Annotated in this window: 22 protein-coding genes; 11 read left to right on the top strand and 11 right to left on the bottom strand. The window is 64.0% G+C overall.

Going from position 1 to position 22399, the window contains the following annotated elements:
• The 5 genes from ACELLULO517_RS26785 to ACELLULO517_RS26765 form a co-directional block, all read right to left on the bottom strand.
• Positions 1–1119, bottom strand: coding sequence for a sugar ABC transporter substrate-binding protein (locus ACELLULO517_RS26785; RefSeq protein WP_227310606.1), 1119 nt, complete (start codon positions 1117–1119; stop codon positions 1–3).
• A 74-nt stretch (positions 1120–1193) separates the two neighbouring features.
• On the bottom strand, positions 1194–2249 hold the full coding sequence (locus tag ACELLULO517_RS26780; RefSeq protein ID WP_227310605.1) for a LacI family DNA-binding transcriptional regulator: 1056 nt from the start codon (positions 2247–2249) through the stop codon (positions 1194–1196).
• A 149-nt stretch (positions 2250–2398) separates the two neighbouring features.
• Positions 2399–3790: a DUF1796 family putative cysteine peptidase gene (locus ACELLULO517_RS26775; RefSeq protein ID WP_227310604.1), complete on the bottom strand. Its 1392-nt coding sequence runs from the start codon at positions 3788–3790 to the stop codon at positions 2399–2401.
• Positions 3791–3954: 164 nt separating this feature from the next.
• Positions 3955–4650 carry an RlmE family RNA methyltransferase gene (locus ACELLULO517_RS26770; RefSeq protein ID WP_227310603.1) on the bottom strand — a complete coding sequence of 232 codons (696 nt, stop codon included), beginning with the start codon at positions 4648–4650 and terminating at the stop codon, positions 3955–3957.
• A gap of 15 nt (positions 4651–4665) precedes the next feature.
• Positions 4666–5751 carry a Ppx/GppA phosphatase family protein gene (locus tag ACELLULO517_RS26765; RefSeq protein WP_227310602.1) on the bottom strand — a complete coding sequence of 362 codons (1086 nt, stop codon included), beginning with the start codon at positions 5749–5751 and terminating at the stop codon, positions 4666–4668.
• An 82-nt stretch (positions 5752–5833) separates the two neighbouring features.
• Here ACELLULO517_RS26765 and ACELLULO517_RS26760 point away from each other — a divergent pair, with 82 nt between their 5' ends.
• Both ACELLULO517_RS26760 and ACELLULO517_RS26755 read left to right on the top strand, forming a co-directional pair.
• Positions 5834–6763, top strand: coding sequence for a glycosyltransferase family 9 protein (locus ACELLULO517_RS26760; protein ID WP_227310601.1), 930 nt, complete (start codon positions 5834–5836; stop codon positions 6761–6763).
• Complete coding sequence (locus ACELLULO517_RS26755; RefSeq protein ID WP_227310600.1) at positions 6760–8079, top strand: dihydroorotase; 1320 nt, start codon at positions 6760–6762, stop codon at positions 8077–8079. The genes ACELLULO517_RS26760 and ACELLULO517_RS26755 overlap by 4 nt, the downstream gene beginning before the upstream one ends.
• A gap of 404 nt (positions 8080–8483) precedes the next feature.
• Here ACELLULO517_RS26755 and ACELLULO517_RS26750 read toward each other — a convergent pair whose 3' ends face one another.
• Genes ACELLULO517_RS26750 through ACELLULO517_RS26735 form a run of 4 tightly spaced genes read right to left on the bottom strand, consistent with a single transcriptional unit; the run spans position 8484 to position 11032 of the window.
• Positions 8484–9041: a disulfide bond formation protein B gene (locus tag ACELLULO517_RS26750; protein ID WP_227310599.1), complete on the bottom strand. Its 558-nt coding sequence runs from the start codon at positions 9039–9041 to the stop codon at positions 8484–8486.
• Between the two features lie 8 nt (positions 9042–9049).
• Positions 9050–9205 (bottom strand): hypothetical protein, encoded by a 156-nt coding sequence (locus ACELLULO517_RS26745; protein ID WP_227310598.1) that lies wholly within the window; start codon positions 9203–9205, stop codon positions 9050–9052.
• A 2-nt stretch (positions 9206–9207) separates the two neighbouring features.
• Positions 9208–10542, bottom strand: a complete 1335-nt coding sequence (locus ACELLULO517_RS26740) for an aspartate aminotransferase family protein (RefSeq protein ID WP_227310597.1) — start codon at positions 10540–10542, stop codon at positions 9208–9210.
• A 4-nt stretch (positions 10543–10546) separates the two neighbouring features.
• Positions 10547–11032 carry a glutathione peroxidase gene (locus ACELLULO517_RS26735; RefSeq protein WP_227310596.1) on the bottom strand — a complete coding sequence of 162 codons (486 nt, stop codon included), beginning with the start codon at positions 11030–11032 and terminating at the stop codon, positions 10547–10549.
• 126 nt (positions 11033–11158) lie between these two features.
• Here ACELLULO517_RS26735 and ACELLULO517_RS26730 point away from each other — a divergent pair, with 126 nt between their 5' ends.
• The 4 genes from ACELLULO517_RS26730 to ACELLULO517_RS26715 all read left to right on the top strand — a co-directional run bounded on the left by ACELLULO517_RS26730 (position 11159) and on the right by ACELLULO517_RS26715 (position 15985).
• Positions 11159–11830, top strand: a complete 672-nt coding sequence (locus ACELLULO517_RS26730; RefSeq protein WP_227310595.1) for a DUF2659 family protein — start codon at positions 11159–11161, stop codon at positions 11828–11830.
• Positions 11831–11936: 106 nt separating this feature from the next.
• Complete coding sequence (locus ACELLULO517_RS26725; protein ID WP_227310594.1) at positions 11937–13316, top strand: outer membrane protein assembly factor BamB family protein; 1380 nt, start codon at positions 11937–11939, stop codon at positions 13314–13316.
• A 46-nt stretch (positions 13317–13362) separates the two neighbouring features.
• A complete protein-coding gene (locus tag ACELLULO517_RS26720; RefSeq protein ID WP_227310593.1) occupies positions 13363–14250 on the top strand; it encodes a bestrophin family protein in 888 nt (295 codons plus the stop codon).
• Between the two features lie 307 nt (positions 14251–14557).
• The gene (locus ACELLULO517_RS26715) at positions 14558–15985 is read left to right on the top strand and encodes an FAD-binding oxidoreductase (RefSeq protein ID WP_227310592.1); all 1428 of its coding nucleotides are present in this window, start codon (positions 14558–14560) and stop codon (positions 15983–15985) included.
• A gap of 163 nt (positions 15986–16148) precedes the next feature.
• On the opposite strand, the gene ACELLULO517_RS26710 is transcribed toward ACELLULO517_RS26715, so the two are convergent.
• Together ACELLULO517_RS26710 and rpe are read right to left on the bottom strand one after the other, a co-directional pair.
• On the bottom strand, positions 16149–16805 hold the full coding sequence (locus tag ACELLULO517_RS26710; RefSeq protein WP_227310591.1) for a glutathione S-transferase: 657 nt from the start codon (positions 16803–16805) through the stop codon (positions 16149–16151).
• Between the two features lie 272 nt (positions 16806–17077).
• On the bottom strand, positions 17078–17755 hold the full coding sequence (gene rpe / locus ACELLULO517_RS26705) for a ribulose-phosphate 3-epimerase (protein WP_227310590.1): 678 nt from the start codon (positions 17753–17755) through the stop codon (positions 17078–17080).
• A 172-nt stretch (positions 17756–17927) separates the two neighbouring features.
• Here rpe and ACELLULO517_RS26700 point away from each other — a divergent pair, with 172 nt between their 5' ends.
• From ACELLULO517_RS26700 to ACELLULO517_RS26680, 5 genes are all read left to right on the top strand, one after another.
• A complete protein-coding gene (locus ACELLULO517_RS26700; protein WP_227310589.1) occupies positions 17928–18488 on the top strand; it encodes a GNAT family N-acetyltransferase in 561 nt (186 codons plus the stop codon).
• A gap of 316 nt (positions 18489–18804) precedes the next feature.
• Positions 18805–19617, top strand: coding sequence for an ABC transporter ATP-binding protein (locus ACELLULO517_RS26695; RefSeq protein WP_227310588.1), 813 nt, complete (start codon positions 18805–18807; stop codon positions 19615–19617).
• Positions 19614–20456, top strand: a complete 843-nt coding sequence (locus ACELLULO517_RS26690; RefSeq protein WP_227310587.1) for an ABC transporter permease — start codon at positions 19614–19616, stop codon at positions 20454–20456. Before ACELLULO517_RS26695 ends, ACELLULO517_RS26690 begins: the two co-directional genes overlap by 4 nt.
• 1 nt (position 20457) lies before the next feature.
• Entirely contained in the window at positions 20458–21459 is a 1002-nt protein-coding gene (locus ACELLULO517_RS26685; protein ID WP_227310586.1) for an ABC transporter substrate-binding protein, read from the top strand.
• A gap of 10 nt (positions 21460–21469) precedes the next feature.
• Positions 21470–22393, top strand: a complete 924-nt coding sequence (locus ACELLULO517_RS26680; protein ID WP_227310585.1) for a nucleoside hydrolase — start codon at positions 21470–21472, stop codon at positions 22391–22393.
• Positions 22394–22399: the final 6 nt, after the last annotated feature.

Here is a 22399-nt window from a genome sequence, read left to right as displayed (position 1 = left end):
TCAGTTCTCGGGCGTGCCATGCAGCGCGGCCTGCAGGCCGAGCTCCAGCGTGTCCTGGGAATAGATGGCCGCGAACCAGCCCGGATTGCTGATCAGCGCAGGCTGGAACACGTTGCAACCCTGGCTCATATCGTTCCAGGTGCCGGTCGTGCACAGTTTCACGGTCTCGTTCTTCACCAGCGGCAGCGGCAGGATGATGTTATGCGGCAGGGTCTTGCCCTCCAGCGCCTGCACCGCCAGCTTCAGCGCCAATCCGCCGGAATAGGGCGGCGAGGCATAGGAGATGCTGGGCAGACCCATCGGGCGATAGTCGCCCTGGGCACCCTGAACGGTCGTATCGGCCGCCAGCATCTGCGTGCGATGGCCGTTTGACCCCTCACCCGCACAGGGCTTCAGCGCATTGTCCGCGATGCCGGATTCCTTTTCCATCGACGTCGCGGTCAGGCAGCCGACCTGCATCCACAACCCGTCGATGCCGCTCCAGGGATGCGTCGCGATGACCTTGGACAATTCCGTACGGGCGACGGCCTGGCTCCACATGCCGACACCTTCGGCGACGATGTGAATGCCGGGATATTTCGCGAACACGGCCTTGGCGGCGGCCGTGCGGCCGGTATCGACGGAGGTGCCGGGCACGCCGTCCATCAGTACGATATTGCCCTTGCCCTGCAGTTTGTCGGCCAGCCATTGCGCCGTCACGCGGCCGGCTTCGGTCTGATCGATATGCACGTTGTAGGCGCAAGGTTCCGTCACCTGCGCGTCATAGGCGATGACGACGACATGCCGCGCGCAGGCCGCACGGATGACCGGGTTCAGCGCGGTCGGCGAAATCGGATAGACCACAATTGCCTGCGCGCCCGCTTGCACCATGGCGTTGATCTGTTGAATCTGGCGCTGCGCATTGGGGCCAGAGACCTGAACGTCCAGCTTCACCTTGTCCTTCAGGGCGCTGGATGCGGCCATGGCGCGGACCATATTCTCGGCCTCGGCCTGCCAGTCATTCCCGATATAGCTCATGCTGAGATAGACTTTGAAGGGTTTGGCCTGCGCGGTGGCGCCCCCGGTCAATAGTGCGGCGCCAGCCAAAAAGGCTGCGGCCAAGCGTGCAAATGGCTTCATTACTTCCCCCGTTGTTATCGCGCCATTGATCGGCGCTTTTATTTTTTTCAGGTGTATTCAGGCAAAATCAGGCGCTATTCGGCAGACCCTCTCAGTTTGATGGAGAAAGGCAGCGGGTCCGCCGGCCCTGCCTTGCCGGTGCCGTCCCATAGGCGGAACAAGGCATCGGTCACGGCTGCGCCAAAGGCATCGTACGGAATATGGATCGTGCTCAACCAAGGCGCGGTCCAGTCATTGAGCGGATTGTCGTCAAAGCCGAAAATCGCGATATCCTGCGGCACGCTGAGGCCCAATTCGCGGCAGCGACGGAACAGGCCATAGGCGACCAGATCATTGCCGCAGAAGATGGCCCGCGGCCGATGGCTGCCCGCCAGCATCCGCGCGGCTTCCCGGTAGCCGCCTTCAAGCGACAGACCGCCGTCCAGAATATGTGCCGGCAAAGGCGCGCAGCCAGCCTCGCGCAACCGGTCCATAAAGCCTTCGAAACGCTCCCGGCTGGCCGAGGAATGCAGTGGCCCGTGAATGACACCGCAACTTTGAAAGCCCTTGGCCAGAAAGTGCTCGGCGACGGCAAGCCCGGCTGCCCTGTTGTCGATACCGACGAAGACGCCGCCACCGCGCGGCGGCTTGCGGTTGACGAAGGCGATCGGCAGGCCGGAGGCAAGCGCCTGGTCCAGCCCGTCGCTTTCCACCGCACCCAGCAGCGCGACGCCGCGCACGTGATAGGCCTGCATCTCCCGCAAATAGAAATCCTGCAAATCCGGGTCTTCCCCGGTATTGCACAGGATCATGGTGTGATCGCGGTCGCGCAGCGTCGTTTCGATTGACCGGGCAATCGCAGAATAGAAGGCATTGGCGATATCGGGCATCAGCAGCGCCACCAGCCTGGTCTGGCGCATGCGCAAGGCCCGTCCGGCATGGGCCGGGCGATAGCCCAATTCCTCCGCCGCCTGCCGCACGCGGGCGCTGGTCTCCACCCCTGCCTTGGTGCTGATGCCGTTGAGCACGCGCGAGACGGTCGCGATGGAAACGCCGGCACGCGCCGCCACCGCCTGAATGCCGGCGGGCTTTGCTGTCTGCGCCTCCATGCGCGGGGTTGTGCGATCGCGTAGCAGGGACAAATCCGTCACCGGAGCGGTTTTTTCATTGTGAGGGTAAACGTTTACCCGATTTCCTAAGTCCACATCATTCCAGGCCTGCTTGTCAAGCCTTCACGCAACCGCTGGGTGATTTTTACATCCTTGCGGTCAAGCCGCGTGCTTGGAGCGACAGGCTGGGTTCAGAGCCCCATGATAGCGACCGCTATCCGCTTTTTGATTCTTTCGACGACAACGTCCAGGTGATCAAGCTGTTCCGGGTTGGCAACCGCCCTGGCCCGTTCCAAAGCCTCCAATGCGGCCTGATTTCGGCCGAGCTTATGCAGCAGACCGGCATAGGTCCAAAGGAAGGAGAAAATCGGCGGTCCCGAGACCGTTCGTTCGGCCGCCTGCAAAGCGCCCTCAAGATCGCCCAATGCCTCCAGCGCGTTGGCCAGATAATGCTCGTGCAGGTAGGAGGGCCGGTCGCCCGCCAACCGCCGCGCGGCCTGGACGACCAGAACCATCTCCCGCGCATCCTTCGGATCGCGCAGGCAATTCGCTTTTTCGAAATAGAGCCGGTAGTCGAGCGGATCCGCTTTCATGGCCTGGTCGAGACAGATCAAGGCTTCCGGCACGCGACCGGCCAGCCGCAAGGCTTCCGCCGCGATCAAGGCCCAGGAGGGTCTCGCGTCCGGCAGATGCGCCTGCCGCTGCAGCCGATCGGCCGCCTCATGCGGCGTCAGCCGGCCCAGCGACCAGGCGGCCCAGCCGGCATAAAATGCAGCGCCCCAGACAGAGGGATTGCAGGCGATCGCCCGTTCCGCCGCGACCAGCATGTCCTGCCATTGCCCTTGCAAGGCGTACCATTGCGCCAGCTCGACCAGAAAAGCCGCGTTTTCAGGGTTGGCGGCGATGGCGGCCGTCAACTGCGCGACCGTAAACCGGCGTTCAATCCCCAGATTATAGTCATCATGCGCCACACCCAGAACTTCGATGGTCGCGCGGCGATAAGGGCGATCGATCAGCCCGGCGTCAGACAATATCGGCACCCACAGCAGCGGGTCGCCGAAGCTTGAATCATCCGTCCCGATGACATGGGCCTGGCCGAGGGGCGTCGTGAATCCAACCCCCTGGTTGAGCAGATAGAGGAACCGGACATCCGCGTCGGGGAAGGTCGTCTTGACCGCCCGCTCCAGCCGCAGCGCCTTGTCGTAGTCGATGACGCGCCGCACCAAAGTCACCGGCCTGGTCGCCATATAGGTGCGAAAGCGGTCCGCCAGATACTGGAACTTCTTGATGAAGGCCGGATAGTGCAGCAGAAAATCCGGCTGCACATGGTGCGCATAAAGTGGAAATTGATGATGGAAGGTGACGCCGGTCACCACGTCCTGCACGCAATGGGGCGTGTGATCCAATCTCAGCGTGAGATGTTCCGGGTGAAAGACGTCGAAATTTCTTTCGATGATCCTGATCAGCCCGTCGATCGGCGTTGCCAGCCAATCAAAAAAATGCGCGATATTTTCGCTGCCATGCATTCTGAGCTGAAATGCCACGTCGCATCTTTGCCCAAGGCTGATCAAGGATCTGGTCATATCAATCCATTATCAACATGATCCATGGCAAACAGAGCCTCACTTCCCGCGCGCAACGTCCCTGAGACGAGACAGGGACAAAACGATCCGTCGATAAAACGATCAGTCGATCAAACGACAAGAAGAGAGACCCGCCAGCCTTCCGACCAATCCTGTCGGTGTGATTATCCTTTAAAATTCTTAGCAATTACATAAAGCTCGCTCGATTCCTTGCGGCTCGCGGGCGGCTTTGCGTGCTTCACGCTCTCAAACCGCAGTTTCATCGGGTCCAGCAGATGCTTGTCGGCCCCGCCCTGGAACAGTTTCGCGACGAAAGTGCCGCCGACCGGCAGCAGGTCGAAGGCAAGATCCAGCGCCATTTCGGCAAGCGCCACGATGCGGATGTGATCGGTCGAGGCATGGCCGGAGGTATTGGGCGCCATATCGGACAGGAACAGGTCCGGCTTTCCGCCCAGCAGTTCGATGATCCTGGCCTGATTTTCGGGGTCGGTCGCATCCCCCTGGATCAGCTGTGCGCCGGGAATAGGCGGGATTTCCAGCAGGTCGATGCCGACGACGACGGCCGCCCCACGGTCCAACGCCACCTGCGTCCAACCGCCGGGGGCAGCCCCCAGATCCAGCACCCGCATGCCCTTCTTGATGATCTGGAAGCGGTCATCCAGCTCGATCAGCTTGAAAGCGGCGCGTGACCGCCAGCCCTGCTTTTGCGCGGCCGTGACATAGGGGTCGTTCAACTGCCGCTGCAGCCAACGCTGAGAGGCGACGCTGCGCCCCGCCGTCCGCTTCAGCGTGACTGTCAGAGCCCGTCCTGCGCCCTTGCCCGGGTCGCCGGGCGGGCCTTTGCGCCCATCTTGGGCCATAAAATTCTGCCTTTGTCAGCCGGCGGGCGAAGCGGCGATGGATGTCTGCAAAGCCCCACCGCCGCAACCGCGACGGCTGTCCTTACGGCGCCCCCCGCGGATCTGCCGCAGAAGGATGCCTTCGCGCAAGCCACGATCGGCGACCCCCACCTCCGGCGTCGGCCAGACGGAGCGGATGGCGGCAAAGATCGCGCAGCCCGGCAGCACCAGATCGGCCCGGTCCTCGCCGATGCAGGGATGGGCCGCCAGGCCGGCGCGGCCCATGGCGCGCAGGCTTTCCACAGCCTGATCGGCTTCCTCGCCGGGCAGTACGATGCCGTCCACCAGCGGCCGGCGGTAGCGCGGCAGTTTCAGCGCCACACTGGCGACCGTCGTAATCGTACCGCTGGTGCCCAGCAGGCGGACGCCGGCGCGATTGATCTCCCGCCCGATGCGGTGGATGTCCTCGAACTCCCACAGCTTCTCCTCCACGGTCTCGACCATGGTGTTGAAGCCGTCCTCGGTGAAGCAGGTCTGCTCGGTACAGGCCCGCAGCGTCATGACCCCGAAGGGCAGCGAGACATAGCTGATCAGCGTCGGCTGGCCGGCATCCAGTCTGACCCAGGCGATTTCGGTGGACCCGCCGCCGATATCGAAAACCAGCGCCCGCGGGCCGGCATTACGCAGCAAAGGCGAGCAGCTTTCCAGCGTCAGCTCGGCCTCCTCCCGGCCGGAGATGATCCGGATATCAAGCCCGGTCTGCTCGCGCACGCGGGCCAGGAAGTCGGCGCCATTGGTGGCCCGGCGGCAGGCTTCCGTCGCGACCGCGGTCAAGCCGCTCAGCCGGTAGCGGGACAGCCGACCGGCGCAGGACCGCAGCGCATCCATCGCACGGTCCATCGCGCATTCCGCCAATTGGCCGGTTTCTGCCAATCCCTCGCCAAGACCGACGGAACGGCTGAAGCTTTCGATGACGCGAAAACCGTTGCTGCTCGGCACACCCAGCATCAGACGGCAATTATTCGTGCCCAAATCGAGGGCGCCGAAAATTGGCGCGCCGGACCGCTTTTCCGCGATCGGTGCATCGCCGGCCGCTCGGGGCGTGGAGATGCTGGTGTCCATGGGTTAATAGTCGTCGCTAGATCAGAGGTTCGACAAGTGTCAAATGTTTAAGATAGGCCTGCAAGATGAGAGGCATGCCTTATTGCCCACCGGTCCGAGAATACTTTTTATCACCGCGACGCGGATCGGCGACGCGGTGATCAGCACCGGCATCCTGAAACATCTGCTGCGCCAGAACCCGACCGCCCGCGTCACGGTCGCCTGCGGCCCGGTGGCGGCTGGGGTTTTCCAGGCCATGCCGCAGCTGGAGCGGCTCATTCTGATGCCCAAGCAGAAAATGGACGGGCATTGGTTCAAGCTATGGGGCCAGACCCTCGGCACGCGCTGGGATCAGGTCATCGACCTGCGCGGCTCGGGCACCGCCTTGTTTTTGCTCGCCCGTCACCGCCAGATTCTGAAGGGCGGCCGCCGCCCTGGCTCCCGCCTCGGCCAATTGGCGGAAAGCATGGGGATCGCCCCGCCGCCGCTGCCGATCGCCTGGTATAGCGAGGCCGATCGCGCCCGCGCCCGCGCTTTGCTGCCGAACGGCGCGCCCTATATCGGTCTCGGCCCGACCGCGAACTGGGCCGGCAAGGTCTGGCCGCCGGAGCGGTTCGTGGCACTGTTCCAGCGCCTGCGGGCGCATGCGCTGCCCGATGCGCGTCCGGTGATCTTCGCTGGTCCCGGCCCGGCCGAGGCCGCGCTGGCACAGCCTGTGCGAGACGCTTTGCCGGACGCGATCGACCTCACGGGACGTCTGACCCTGCCGCAAGCCGCCGCCTGCCTTGCCCGCACGGCCCTGTTCGTCGGGAATGATTCGGGTTTGATGCATCTGGCGGCGGCAGCCGGCGCGCCGACATTGGGGCTGTTCGGCCCCTCCCCGGTCGACGAATATGCGCCCTCCGGCCGCCGCACAGCGGTCGCGGTCGCACCCGGCCCCGCCGGGAAGGCGCCGATGGACGGGCTGACGGTCGAGGCGGCAGCAGAGGTCGCCATGGCTTTACTCAAGGATGAAGGGCGGATCGCCGCATGAAACCAATCTATGATCTCATCATCCGCGGCGGCACCGTCGTTCTTCCCTGGGGGTTGGAGCGCGCCGATATCGGCGTCGCCCTCGGCCGTATCATCACCCTCGCCCCTGGCGCGGATGCCGAAGCGGGGGAGGTTTTCGACGCGACCGGCCTGCATGTCCTGCCCGGCCTGATCGACGCCCATACCCATCTGCGCGACAATCCCGAGGTCGAGACCATCCCCTCCGGTACCCGTGCGGCCGTGCTCGGTGGCCTCGCCGCCGTCTTCGACATGCCGAACGGCAATCCCTCCATCACCACAGCCGAGCGGCTGGCGGTGAAGAAAGACTATGCCGCCACCCGCTCCTGGTGCGATCTCGGCCTTTACGTCGGCGCGTCGCGCGACAATATCCCTGACCTGGCGGCGCTGGAGCTGGAAGACAGCGTCTGCGCCGTGAAGGTCTTCGCCGGGTCCAGCACCGGCGACCTGCTCATCGAATCCGACGAACTTCTGGAGCAGGTGATGCGCAGCGGCCGCCGCCGCGTCGCTTATCATTCCGAGGACGAATATCGCCTGCGGGAGCGGAAGGATCTGTTCCACGAGGGCATGCCCTATGCCAATCACATGGAATGGCGCGACGTGGAAGCCGCCTTCCTCGGCACCCGCCGCCTGATGGCTCTCGCCCGCAAGACCGGCCGCCCCGCCCATATCCTGCATGTCTCGACCGCCGAGGAGCTGGATTACCTGGCCGATTACCGCGACATCGCGACGGTGGAGGTGCTGCTCAACCACCTCACGCAATGGGCGCCGGATGCCTATGACCGGCTCGGGCCTTATGCGGTGATGAACCCGCCGATCCGCGACAAGCGGCATATGGAAGCGGCCTGGGCAGCGGTGCGGGACGGCATGGTCGATGTCGTGGGGTCGGATCACGCGCCGCATGCGAAGGCCAATAAGGAAAAGCCCTGGCCGGCGACCGCCGCCGGCCTCACGGGCGTGCAGACCATCGTGCCGCTGATGCTGGACCATGTCTCGGCCGGCCGGCTGTCCCTGATGCGCCTGGCCGACCTCATGTGCGCCGGCCCGGCGCGGGTCTACGGCATCCTCGGCAAGGGCCGCATCGCGCGTGGCTATGACGCCGATTTCACCATCGTCGACATGAAGAAGACCCGCACCATCGAGCAGGACTGGATCGCCAGCCCCTGCGGCTGGTCACCCTTCGTCGGCACAAAGGTCCAAGGCTGGCCGGTCGCGACCATCATCCGTGGCCGCACGGTGATGCGCGAGGATGAGGTTCTGGGCGAGCCGCAGGGCCAGTTCGTCAGTTTTACGGGTTAGGATTTCCGCGCGCGCGACCTGCCCGGCTTCATGCCGGGCATCCACCCGCCGCGCCATGCAAAACGGCGGGTGGCAACCGCTTAGAGTCTACAAGCTTTTAACAAATAATTGGTCGTCCGCGCACGTGTTGCGCGGATCTACCCGCCCCGGCGCCCAGACGGCTGCTTGCCTGTTCGCAGGGGTAGACCCGCGGAACAAGTCCGCGGGCGACAAATTTGGGGGCGTTTCCAACCAAACCTGACCGCCTAGAGTCCGTCAGGTTTATGTGGAAACGACCCCTTGCCCCGTCATGGCCGGGCTTGACCCGGTCATCCAGTCCTTGGGCGCCCCAACGAATGGATGCCCGGCTCGGGCGCCGGGCATGACGATATTAGGGACAAGCTTCAGTTAAAATCAGACAAACTCTAAAACAGCAGATACCGCGTGGGATTGTCCGGCAGGTGCCAGGCGAAACCGGCCTCGGCGATCACGGACAGAATATTGCCGACGATCACCAGCCCGAGCAGAAGCGCGGTCACCCGGGCGATAGCCGGCGCGCCCTGCGCTTGGCCCTGAAACCAGGTCAGGCCGCAAAGCTGAAGGGCAGCGGCCAGGATGGTGCAGACGAAGACGACAAGGCACCACGTATAGAGGTGATAGCCCAGCATCGGCGCGCCAAAGCCGGGATCGCCGGGCAGGATATGCAACAGCACCTGCCGCGTGGCGATACAGGCGCCGAGCAGGCTCGCCAGGATCGCGATCGACGCGCCCACCGCGATCTCACGCGATGACAAGGCGCCGCGTGCGGATGCGACCAGGACCGATAGCGGGCCGAGGGCCGCCATCATCATGGCGATGCGCTGCATCAGGCAAAGCGGACAAGGCGGCTCACCGGACAAAAACTGCGCCGCGAAGGCCGCCAGCAGCACCAGCGCCAGGCACCAGGCCGTCGCGACATTCGCCAGCACATACAGGCGCGCCATCACGACCCTCACAGGCTTATCGTCAAAGGCGTCGTCATGTCCTGGTAGAAGACGACGGCGGTGATGATGAGCGCCAACAGAAAAAGTGGCACCGCCGCACGGCTGCCGCGCCAGAAGGCGATCAGGCTCGCCAGAATGATCAGCATGATGATGGCGAGGATCATGGCTAGCCGACCGACCAGATCGCCGCATCCACCGCCTCGCCCAGAATGTCCACGATAAGGTCGATATCGGCGGCCGTCGCGATATAGGGCGGCGCGAGCAGAACATGATCGCCCATGCGCCCGTCGATGGTCCCGCCCATCGGGTAGCAGGCCATGCCGCGGGCGAAGGCTTCCGTCTTGATCCGCTCATGCAGACGCAGACCGGGGTCGAAGGGGGTTTTGCCGGCGCGGTCCGCCACCAGCTCGATCGCCTGGAACAGCCCACGCCCGCGCACATCGCCGATATGGGGGTGATTGCCGAAGCGCGCGCGCAGCCGCTCATCCAGCCGATGGCCCATGGCGCGGACGTTGGCCAGCAGATCGTCCTCCGCGATCACCTGCTGCACAGCCAAAGCCGCCGCGCAGGCCGTCGCATGGGCCAGATAGGTATGGCCATGGGCGAAAGCGCCGGACCCATCGGCGAGGGCCGCGATGATGCGGCCATGGATCAGAATGCCGCCGATAGGCTGATAGCCGCCGCCCAGGCCCTTGGCGATCATCTGAATATCGGGCGCCACACCTTCCTGCTCCCACGCATGCAGCTTGCCGGTGCGGCCCATGCCGCACATCACCTCATCCAGCAGAAGCAGCGCGCCGTGGCGGTCGCAGACCTCCCGCACGGCCCGAAAATACCCGGCGGGCGCCGTCGCGGCACCCAAGGTTGCGCCCACCACGGGTTCGGCGATGAAAGCGGCCACCGTCTGCGGCCCCAACCGGACAAATTCGGCCTCCAGCTCGGCCGCCAGACGTGCCACGTAATCGGCCTCGCTTTCGTCTGAGCCCTGGCCGCGATAGGCATAGGCGGGCGAGACATGGCTGAAGGCGTCGCTCAGCAGCGGCTGATACAGCGCCCGCCTTGCCATATTGCCGCCAGCCGAAAGCGCGCCCAGCGTATTGCCGTGATAGCTCTGCCGGCGGGCGATGAAACGGCTGCGGTCAGGCTGTCCGATTTCCACGAAATACTGCCGCGCCAGCTTGATCGCCGCCTCATTCGCCTCCGACCCGCCTGAGACGAAATAGGCATGGGTCAGGCCGCCCGGCGCCGCGCCCACCAGCGTTTCAGCCAAGGCCTCCGCCGGCTCGGTCGTGAAGAAGCCGCTATAGGCGAAGGCGAGCGTCTCCGCCTGGTCCCGCACGGCCGCGATGACCCGCGGATGACCATGGCCGAGACAGGAGACGGCGGCCCCGCCGCTGGCGTCGATAATCTCCCGCCCATCGGCCAGTCGGACAAGCAAACCTTGGGCGGAGACCGCCTGCGGCGGAATATCGCGCAGCCCACGATGCAGAAGATGGCTCATAGCGTCAGATCACAGCCTCGATAGCGCGTTGCAGCTTCTGGGACTCGGGGGCGGTCTTGCTGGAAAACCATTCGGCCAGGCTGCCGTCGCGCCGCGTCAGGTATTTGTAGAAATTCCATCGCGGCTTGCCCAGAAACCCGGCCTGCTCGCCCAGCCATTGGAACAGCGGATGCGCCTGCGCGCCTTTCACATGGGATTTTTCCATCATGGCGAAGGTGACACCGTAATTGCTCTCGCAAAACGCGCCGATCGCCGCCGCCTCGCCCGGCTCCTGATTGCCGAAATCATTGCTCGGCACACCGATGATGACAAGGCCGCCGTCCTGCCCGCCCCATGTCACCTGCAACGCCTGCAGCCCGGCATATTGCGGCGTGAATCCGCATTGGGAGGCGGTATTGACGATCAGCAGCGGCCGGCCGCGTAAAGCGGCGAGCGGAAAAGCCTCTCCCTGAAGGGTCCTGAGGCTGAAATCATAGACGGTTTCGGCCATTCAGCCTCCAATTTCGCTTGAGGTTTGCTCTCGCTTCACGCCGCCGCTATGGTCCGGCCCCGTTTGCGGCCGGTGAGGAAAACCCCTCGCGGGGCGCAATTTCAAGAGGTTTGCCGGAGGCGTAGCGTGGTCGATATTTTCGACGAAGTCGATGAGGATCTCCGGGCGGAGCGGCTCGCGCGTTTCGCGCGCCGCTATGCGGTCCTGCTCGTCGGCGTCGTCGTGCTCGTTATTCTGGGTGTCGCCGGCTGGCAGGTCTGGTCCTGGCATCGCGGACAGGAAAATGCCAAAGCGGCCTCGGCCTATCTGGCGGTCATGGAACAGGCCGGCCAGCGCGGATCGGCGGCCGACCGCCAACGCCTGGCCCAATCCTTCGGCGCGGTCGCCCAGTCCTCGCCGCAAGGCTATGCGACGCTCGCCAAGCTCAACCAGGCGAGCCTTCTGGCCGATTCCGGCCATCTCAAGGATGCCGAGCCGATCTGGGATGGGCTGATCAATGACGGCCAACTCAACACCGTGCTGCGTCAGGTCGCGACGCTGGGCTGGGCCTCGCACGAACTCGACACCGCCGAGCCTTCGCTGATCCAGGCGCGGCTCGAATCGCTGGCCGCCGACGGCAGCCCCTGGCGCCCGATCGCCCTGCAATATCTGGCGCTGCTGAGCATCCGCACCGGCCACAAGGATCAGGCGATCAAGACCCTGCAACAGGTCGCCGACGATATTTCGACGCCCACCGATATGCGGAACATGGCCAACGCCATGGCTCAGGCGCTCGGCGCGCCGCCGCCCGCACAGTGATGTCCCCGGGCGCAAGGCGCCATGCTCCCTATCCATGGGCGAAGGCGCCATGCTTTCGCCACGCTGCCCCTCTCGTAGTCAGCCTCGAAAAGATTGGCGTTCCTGAATGAGCCGCATGATTGCCCGACCCGACCGCTCTATCCCTGCCGCCGAGGCCGACCGATCGGTCCTGACGCGCCGTCAGGCGCTCGGCCGGGCCGCGGCCTTCGGCCTGCCCTTGGCGCTGACCGCCTGCGGCTTCCTCGGCGGTAACGAATCGCCGCCGCTGCCCGGCACGCGCATCAATGTCCTGAGTTCGTCCGCTGCCTTGGTCGTCGACCCGACCTTGACCCAGGCTGTGACCCTGCCGGTGCCGGTGGCCGGGCTGGAATGGGCGCAGCAGGGCGGCAATCCTGCGCATGATCCGGGCGTCAGCACCATCGGCGCCAACATCAGCCAGCTCTGGTCGGCCGATATCGGTGAAGGCACGGCCTATCGCCACCGCATCCCCAACCCGCCCGTCGTCGCGAACGGCATGGTCTTCAGCATGAGCGCGGATGGGCAAGTCAGCGCCTTCGACCTCAAGACCGGCGACAATATCTGGCGTGCCTATGTGCGCCCCAAGGGGTCGCGCAGCTTCGATGTCGGCGGCGGTGTCAGCTATGATGGCGGCCTTGTCTATGCCGCGACCGGTTTCGGCGAGGTCATCTGTTTCGACGCCAAAAACGGCAATATTCGCTGGCGCAAGCCGCTCGGCTCGCCCGCGCGCACCGCACCGACCGTCGCCGGCAACCACATCTATGTCAGCCTGATCGATGCCTCGATCGTCGGTCTCGACATCCACGACGGGAGCACCCTGTGGTCCCGTGAGGCGCGTAACGTGCAGACCGGCGTGCTGGGCCTGCCGGCGCCGGCCGTCGCCGGCAGCGTCGTCGTCGCGGGCTTCAGCTCGGGCGATCTGCTGACGCTAAATACCGAAAGCGGCGAAGTGCTGTGGTCGGACAATCTGGGCGCCACCGGCAGCGGCCTCTCCCAGCTTTCGGCCATCGTCGGCATGCCGGTGATCGACCAAAGCCGCGTCTTCGCAGGCAGCCTGGGCGGCATCGTGGTGTCGATCGATCTGCCCACCGGCCGGCGGTTGTGGGAACGCGACTTCGCCATGGACCAGACCCCGTTCCTGGCGGGCGACTGGCTGTTCACCCTCTCGACCGACCAGCAGCTGGCCGCACTCTCCGCCACCACCGGCCAGGTCAAGTGGGTGCATCAGATGCCGCCCTTCAAGAACATGAAGAAGCTGCGCAATCCGATCTATTGGTGGGGCCCGGTCGTCGCTGGCGACAGCCTGTTCCTGGCCAGCAACGACAAGCGCCTTGCCGTGGTGAATGCCGTGACCGGCGATGTCACCATGATGATCGACCTGCCTTCGCCGGCCGCCGCCGCGCCTATCGTGGCCGACGGTCGCATTCTGGTGACGCTGAAAAGCGGCGACCTGATCGCCTTCGGCTGACCGGCACAGGCGAAGACGGCAACGCCCGGGGCAAAGTGAACGCCGCATGATCGTCTCTCGCGGCATTCACATGGGCTGGCTGCTGCGCGAAAACGCAGCCGCCCTTGGCATTCTGGTCAGCTACGACGTCGCCGTAACCTGCGCCTATCTTTGGCTGCACTGGCATTGGCTGTCGATCCCGCTGCTGCCGCTGCCTTTGCTGGGCAGCGCCATCGCGCTCATCCTCACCATCCGCAACAACGCGGCCTATGCGCGCTGGTGGGAGGCGCGCACGCTCTGGGGTGCCATCCTCAACAATTCCCGCAACTTCGCCCGCGGCGTCCTGGCGCAGATCGATGACGCGGCGCTGGCGCAACATCTGATCCGTTGCCAGATCGCCTATGCCTTGACGCTGCGCTGCCATCTGCTGCGCATTTCCAATGCGGATGCGCTGGCAAGCTATCTGCCGCCGGACCTCGCCGAAAGCTGCGCCAAGGCCGCCAACGTGCCGATGGCGATCCAGGCCGCGATGGGCCGGGCACTGGCCGCCGCCAGGCTGGGCGGCAAGCTCGATACCGTCGCTGTCGGCAATCTTGACCGCACGCTGGCCGCCGTCGTCGATGCGCAGGGCGGGTTGGAGCGGATCAAGAACACGCCGCTGCCGCGCCAATACAGCGCCCTGCCGTTGGTCTTCAGCCGCGCCTATTGCGTCATGCTGCCGCTTGGGCTGGTGAAGGGGCTGGGGCTCGCCATGCCCCTGGGCTCGGCGCTGATCGGCTTCATGTTCCTGATCCTGAATGAGGTCGGCCTCGATCTGGAAGACCCGTTCAGCAATAACATGCATGACTTACCGATGAAGGCCATCACCCGGACGCTGGAAATCGACCTGCTACAGACGATCGGCGCAGAGGAGATTCCGCCGCCGATCACCCCGCAGGCGGGCATTCTGGCTTAGAGTCTGTCAGGTTTTAATAGATAATCCGTCATCCGCGCACTCGTTGCGCGGACCTACCCGGCGCGGCGCCCAGACGCCGTGTTGGCGCCTAACTGGGTAGACCCGCGGCATGAAGCCGCGGGCGACAGATTTGGGGGTGTTTCCAACTAAACCTGACAGAGTTTAGGCTGAAAACCCCGGCCGAGACGCAGGATGAAGCGCCTGCGCTCGATTTGAGACAACCGGCCTATGGCTTTCCGGATGATCCGCGTTAAATGCCCGACAATGTGGGGGGGCCGCGCCGGCCCGGCCAAAGGGAAAAAATCGGATGGCCAATCACGACCCGGAGGCGCCTGATTCCGCCAAGCTGAAGGCGGATTTTGGCTTTAAGGGCGCCGTTCTGACGCCGTCGGATCCGGGTTTCGATGACGCGGTCTTCGGCGGTCTGTGGAACAAACTGCGCCCCGCGCGGCATCCCGCCATCATCGCCCAGGTCGAGGATGAGGACGATGTCGCCGCCGCCGTGACATTCGCACGCGCGGTCAAGCTGAAAGTGACGGTCCGTGGCGGTGGCCATAGTTGGTGCGGCACGTCGCTGCGCCGCGGCAGCCTGCTGATCGACCTGACCAAGCTCAACAAAATTATTTCGGTCGATCCCTTGGCCCTGACGGCCGTGGTCCAACCCATCGTCACCAACCGGGAGGTTCAGAGCGCTCTCAACCGCGAGGGTCTCGCTTTCCCGACGGGCCATTGCCCCAGCGTGAAGGTCAGCGGCTATTTCCTCTCCGGCGGCATGTCCTGGAATCACGGCGTCTGGGGTCCCGGCGTCGGCAGCGTCAAGGCGATCGAGTTGATCACCGCCGCGGGCGACAGGATCACGGCCAGCGCGACTGAGAATCAGGACTATTTCTGGGCCGCCCGCGGTGCCGGAGCGGGCTTCTTCGGCGTCGTGCTGCGCTATCACCTCACGCTTTATCCCTTGCCGAAAGCCATCACCAGCAGCGTGTATTACTACCCCTATGAGCAGGTTGAGGCGCTTGCGGGCTGGTTGGACGGGCTGGTGCGCAAGCTTCCCCCCAGTGTCGAGTTGAGCCTGTTTGTCGTGCATGCGCCGGCTGACCTGGCCGAGAGCGCTGTCTCCAGCAATGGCAAGCTGGCTTTGGTGACGGCCACGATGTTCGCCGACGTGGCAGAGGAGGCCGTTCAGACTTTGCGCCTGTTCGACAGCTTTCCGTCGATCGATCAATGCCTGCAAAAATTTGTGGCCCAGCCGACGACGTTCGAGGCGCTGTTCGACGCCTCGGGCGCGCTTTGGCCGAGCGATCTGCGCAGCCTGGTGGATGCGCAGTTTTACCGCGCACCGCTGGTCGAGGCGGTTCGGGCGGTCAAGGATCATCTGATCACCACCCCTTCCGCGAAGACCGTGTTTCTGTTCTCCGTCTATACGGGGCCGGATGCCGCGCCGCCGACGCCCAAGGATGCCGCCTTCTCCGCGACCGGGCCGATGTATGGCGGCCCTTGGACGATGTGGGACTCCGCCGACCAGGACGCGGAGAATCTCGCCTGGCACGAGGAATGCGTGGCCCTGCTGCAACCCAGCGTCGTTGCGCATTATGTCGGCGAAACGAATATCGTCGGGCATCCGGACTATGCCGAGCAATCCTTCGGTCCGGGGGTCTGGCAGCGCCTGCAGGACCTCCGTCAGATGCATGACCCGGACGGTCTTTTCTTTGGCTTTACCGAAGGGCTGACCTGAACATCTAGAGACTGTCAGGTTTAGGTGGAAACGACCCCTTGCCCCGTCATGGCCGGGCTTGACCCGGTCATCCAGTCCTTGGGCGCCCCAACGAATGGATGCCCGGCTCTGGGGCCGGGCATGACGATATTAGGGACAAGCTTCCGTTAAAATCAGACAAACTCTAAACCGGGGGCCGGGGCTTGTCCGACATCGTCACCCGGTTCCTGACGCTCGGACGCGCCTGCATTCCGACCCACCAGGCGGCAAGGGCCTCGCAGTCCTGCGGCAAGGCGAGCTTCACGATGTTGGAAAAAATCAGGCCGCCGATGACGGTGATATCGGCCATCGAGAATCGATCGCCGGCAATGAAGGCGCGGTCCCGCAGAAGGGAATCGAAGTAGCGCATGCCGCGCAAAGCCTTGTCGCGCTGACGCAATCCCCATTCGGGATTCTGATAGATCTCCACATCCGGACCCAGCCCGGGCGTCGCGTGATGGAAATAGACGCTGACCGCGTCAAGCAGTTCCAACTCGGCGCGCTTGCTCATCATATGGATGAGACCCTTTTCGCGCGCCGTCACGCCGGTGAGGATGGGTTCGCCGTCCAGCGCGTCGAGATATTCGGTGATGGCGGTGCATTCGGCGAGGAAGGTGCCGTCATCCATTTCCAGCACCGGCAAAGTGCCGGAATAATTCTTGGCGAGAAACGCGGGCTGTTTGTGTTCGCCCTTGTAGAGATCGACCGTCTCGAACTGCACGCGCGATTGCAGCCCCTTCTCGGCAATCGCGATGCGTATCCGAGCCGGATAAGGGCCGGTGGGAAAATCCAGGATCTTCATGCTATCTACCTGTCACTTGGTAGAATTCACATAAAGCCCCTTGCCTCCTCGATCAACCCTTACCTGCCACTTGATAGGTTTAGACCAAAAAGCCCTAGAGTCCGTCAGGTTTAGGTGGAAACGACCCCTTGCCCCGTCATGGCCGGGCTTGACCCGGTCATCCAGTCCTTGGGCGCCCCGACGAATGGATGCCCGGCTCGGGGGCCGAGCATGACGATATTAGGGACAAGCTTCAGTTAAAATCAGACAAACTCTAGTCAGGCCGACCGCGCCTAGCCGGCTGCACCGCGTGCGACGGCGGCCTTCAGCGCTTCGATATTGCCGGCGTAATGGGTGGGGCCGCCCTTGAAGGCGGAGGAGCCGGCGACGAAGACATTGGCCCCGGCGCGGGCGGCAAGCTCGGCCGTCTCGACCGTGATACCGCCATCGACCCCGATATCGATCGGACGGTCGCCGATCAGCGCGCGAATGCGGCGGATCTTTTCCAGCGTCAGCGACAGGAAGGCCTGACCGCCGAAGCCGGGGTTCACGGTCATGACCAGAACCTGGTCGGCCGCGTCCAGACTATAGCGCAGGGTCTCTTCCGAGGTCGAAGGGTTGATCGCGATGCCGGCCTTGAGGCCAAGACCGCGAATCGTCTGCAATGTGCGGTTGAGGTGCGGGCAGGCTTCGACATGCACGGAAATACGATCCGAACCCGCCTTGGCATAGGCTTCCAGATAGCGGTCCGGCGCCTCGATCATCAGATGCGTGTCGATCGGGCATTGGCTTACCTTGCGCACCGCCTCGATCACGCCCGGGCCGAAGCTGATATTGGGGACGAACATGCCGTCCATCACGTCCAGATGCAGCCAGTCGGCGCCTGCCGTTTCGATCGCCCGAGTCTCCTCGGCGAACTGGCCGAAATCGGCGGAGAGGATGGAGGGATTGATGATCAAAGGACGTGTCATGCGCCTATCCTATCGCCTTAGCCGCGGCTGCGACAGGGGCCAAGACCATGACAAGCGCCGAACAGCGCGTGACTTTGGCAGCCGGGATGGCTGGGCCTGTCCCTCGGCGCCATGAACTGGCCGGTCGACCGGATCGGCTCCATAGTGTTGCTGCGTAATTTGAGCAAAAGACATGGCGAAGCCGCCGGCACCGCATCCCATCCTCCTTACCCCACGTCTTTGCCTGCGCCAGTTCCGCACTGACGATACGGACGCCATGCACGCTTGCTTCGCCGATCACGCGGCGATGCGCTTCTGGGACGGGCCCGCCCATACGAAACGGATCGAGACCGAGCGTGCCGTCCGCAGGTTCATCGCTTGCCATCCGCCGCGCCATCAGTCCTGGGCCGTGGCCGATGCGACGACCGACCGCTGCCTTGGCCTGGTGAACTATCATGATCGCCACCCCAGCTTTGAGCGCGCCACCCTCGGCTATATGATCGATCCTGCCTGCCAGCGGCAGGGTATCGCGACCGAGGCGCTTGGGGCGCTGCTCGACTATTGCTTTGGCCCGCTCGGCCTGCATCGTGTTCAGGCCTTTATCGATCCGGACAATACCGCATCGCGCCGGCTGGTTGAGAGCATGGGTTTTCGCGCCGAAGGCGTGCTGCGGGACAGCCTGCGGGTGGGGAAGGTCTGGCGCAGCGACATGCTCTACGCGCTTCTTGCGACCGACCCGCGCGCCAGCACCTAGAGTTTGTCTGATTTTAACTGAAGCTTGTCCCTAATACCGTCATGCCCGGCCCCAGAGCCGGGCATCCATTCGTTGGGGCGCCCAAGGACTGGATGACCGGGTCAAGCCCGGCCATGACGGGGCAAGGGGTCGTTTCCACCTAAACCTGACGGACTCTAGACCAGGGTCAGGGCCACGGCCCAGGCCACAACCGGCACGGGACTTGCTTCGCCCGGCCCTTGCCAGCCGCAGCGCGCCCAGGCAGCCTGCGCTGGCTTTTTGTGTCCGATAGGTTTCACTATGAACGCGCATCCATTCCTCATCGAAGGCTTATCACTTGTCGGGTGAAGCTGGCGTCAAACTCGCGATCCGGAATCTCAACCATAATTTCGGGTCTTTCCGAGCGCTGAACGATGTCTCGCTCGATATCAAGGATGGCGAATTCGTTTGCATCCTGGGCGCATCCGGCTGCGGAAAAAGTACGCTTTTCAACGCCGTATCCGGCCTGCTGACAATTTCCGCCGGGCAGATCCTGCTCGACGGAAAAAACATCGCCGGCAAGCCCGGACAGGTCGGCTATATGCTGCAAAAGGACCTGCTGCTGCCCTGGCGCACAGTGCTGGGCAATATCACGCTGGGTGCCTCGCTCACCCGCGGCGCCCACAAAGCCGATCGCGAAAAGGCCGCCGAACTCGCCTATCATTACGGGCTCGGCGATTTCCTGCGCCACTATCCGCGCTCCCTCTCAGGCGGCATGCGCCAGCGCGTCGCCCTGATGCGCACCATCGCCGCCGGGCGCGAGTTGATGCTGCTGGACGAGCCCTTCGGTGCGCTCGACAGTCAGACCCGCATCGGCATGCAGCAATGGCTGCTGGAAATCTGGCGCGAGATGAAACGCACCGTCATGTTCGTCACCCATGACGTGGATGAGGCGATCTTCCTGGCAGACCGTGTCGTCGTCATGCTGCCCAAGCCCGGCCGCATCGGTTGGATTTTGGATATCGAGATCCCACGCCCCCGCGCGATGGACTGCATGACCTCGCCCGCCTTCGTCGAGATCAAGCGTCAGGTCATGGAAATGCTCTACAGTCAGGCGACGCTGCATGGTGTCCCCGGCGCCCAACCTGGTGGATTGAAGGTGCCGGCATGAGCCACGAACCCTCGCCGCTGCGCGACTACGCGCGGCATGTGGGCCTTTGGATCGTCGCCATCGCGCTGATCTTCGTCGCCTGGGAACTCGTCCTCGTCGCGACCGGCCTGCCCGCCTATGTCATTCCGCCGCCGGGCAAGGCGATCGGCGTCATCTTCGACAATATCCCGCTGATGACGCAGCTTACCTCGCAAACCCTGAGCGAGACCTTCTACGGCTATATCGTGGGCGCTGTGCTGGGCGTGGTGCTGGCCGTCATCATGGCGCAGGTCCCGATCGTCCATCGGCTTTTGTATCCGGCGCTGATTACCTCGCAAGCCGTGCCGATCGTCGCCATCGCCGCCCCGCTCGTCATCATCTTCGGCTTCGGCCTGACGCCGAAGCTGATCATCGTCGCCTGGATCGTCTTCTTTCCGGTCGTCGTGAACGTGCTGGACGGTCTCGCCAGCGTCGATCACGATCAGATCAATCTGGCGCGCCTGCTGGGCGGCACGCGGCTGCGCACCTTCATGATTGTGCGTCTGCCGGCCTGTATCGGGCCACTGTTTTCCGGCCTCAAGATCGGCGCCTGCTATGCCGTGACGGGCGCGGTGATCGGCGAATGGACCGCCTCCTCCCATATCGGCCTCGGCACCTATCTGCTCACCGCCAATGCGCAGATGAATACCGCCGGCGTCTATGGCGCGATGCTGCTGCTGACGGCGATCGGCATCGGGTCCTTCCTGTTCGTCGTCATCGTCGAGCATTTCGCCACACCCTGGCGGACGCGCATGACCGCGCCCGCCTATTTCGGCGGCAATATTCCCCCCCACGCCTCCACCCAAAAGCAAAAGGTCTGAGATGAAGCCTCTCCGTATTCTCGCGCGGCTGCTTGCCTCCACAGCCGCCGCCGGCGCGCTCATGCTGGGCCTGCCCCACGTGACGCCGAAGGCCGATGCCGCCGATCTCACCAAGGTCACGCTGACCTATGACTGGGTGACGCCTGATTTCGAGCTGATCCCCACGGCGGTCGCCCAGGCCCAGGGCTTCTACAAGGATGCCGGGCTGGACGTGTCGGTCGTCTTCCCGCCGAACAATTCCACCACCGTGCGCATGCTGGGCTCCGGTGCCGGCGATATCGGTTTCGACCCGGTGACGGACGTCGCCTTCGCCGCCGCGCAGGGCATTCCGCTCGTCTCCATCGCCGTCTATTCGCAGTCCAACAATTGCGGGCTGTTCGGCCGTCCGGGTGAGCCGGTCGATCTCTCGACGCTCAAGGGCAAGAAGATCGGCGTCTATACCGACAGCTGGACCAAGGCGATGATGCCCTACATCCTGAAGAAGGCGGGCATCACGGAAAACGATATCGAGCAGATCATCGCGACGGATGATGACATCCCGATGCTGCTGACCAAGAAGATCGACTACGCCACGAACTGTGCCAATTACGCGCTGGCCGATATGGTGCCGACGATCAAGCAGGAACCGACCATGCTGCTTGGCCCGGCTGGCGGCATGCCCGATGTTCCGGTCTGGGACTTCACGGTCATGAAGGCTTACGGCGAAGCCCATGCGGATACCGTGAAAGCCTGGCTGGCCGCGACCCAGAAGGGCATGGAATGGGCGACGGCCCATCCGGACGAGGCGGTCGCCGATCTGCTGAAACTCTACCCGGCCGCCGGCGACAAGGCTTACAACACGGTCGGCTGGAACGCGACGATCCCGCTGCTGAAGGGCCCGAACGGCTATTTCGTGCAATCCGATGCGCAATGGGACGGCATCGCCCACGCGCTGGCCGACACCAAGCAGATCGACAAGGTGCTGCCGCCCGCGACCTATTACACCAACGCCTATCTCAACTAAGGCTAAGCTCGTGACTCCACGCCGGATTATTCTTGATTGCGACCCCGGCGTGGATGACGCCTTGGCTATTCTTCTCGCCTTCGCCACGCCTGAGGCCGTCACGGTCGAAGCGATCACGACCGTGATCGGCAATGTCATGCTCGACAAGACAACTGCCAATGCGCTGCGCATTCGCGACCTCGCCGGCCGGTCGGATATTCCGATCTATGCCGGCTGCCCGCGCCCCATCATGGCGCCGATCGAGCGTAAACAATCGGTCCATGGCGGTGACGGGCTGGGCGATATCGACCTGCCCGCGCCTGCCAGCGCCATAGAGGCCGAACACGCGGTCGACGCCATCATCCGCATCGTGCGGAACAATCCCGGCCAGATCACGCTTTGCCCGATCGGGCCGATGACCAATATCGCCCTCGCGCTGATCAAGGCGCCAGATATCGCGAAACTGATCCCTGAGATCGTCTTCATGGGCGGCGCCGCCTTCCGGCCCGGCAATTCCACGCCCGCCGCCGAATTCAATTTCATGATCGACCCGCACGCGGCGCAGATCATGCTGACGGCCGGTATTCCGCTCACCATGTTCGGGCTGGACGTGACGGCGCAGGCGCTGATCACCAAGCGATGGATGGACACGGTGGAGGCCGCTTCGGGTAAGGTCGGCCGCGCCGCCATCGCCATGCTGCGCGCCTATGGTTTCGGCGATCCCTGCCTGCATGACCCTTGCGTCATCGCCCATCTGATCGAGCCGAGCTTGTTCGACGGTGTCGATGCCTGGGTGGAGGTGGAAACCACCGCCCCGCTCACCCGTGGGCAGAGTGTCGCGGCTGTCGCACCACGCCATCGGCCGGGCCATGAGCCGAATTGCCGGGTCATCACCAGCCTGGATTCTCCGCGGCTGTTCGATCTGCTGCGGGAAAAACTCATCAGCCTGGGTTGAACAACA

Source organism: Acidisoma cellulosilyticum (assembly GCF_020621385.1).
GTDB classification, from domain to species: Bacteria; Pseudomonadota; Alphaproteobacteria; order Acetobacterales; family Acetobacteraceae; genus Acidisoma; species Acidisoma cellulosilyticum.
The sequence above is the reverse complement of the archived record's forward strand: the minus strand, read 5'-3'. Positions and strand labels throughout refer to the sequence as shown.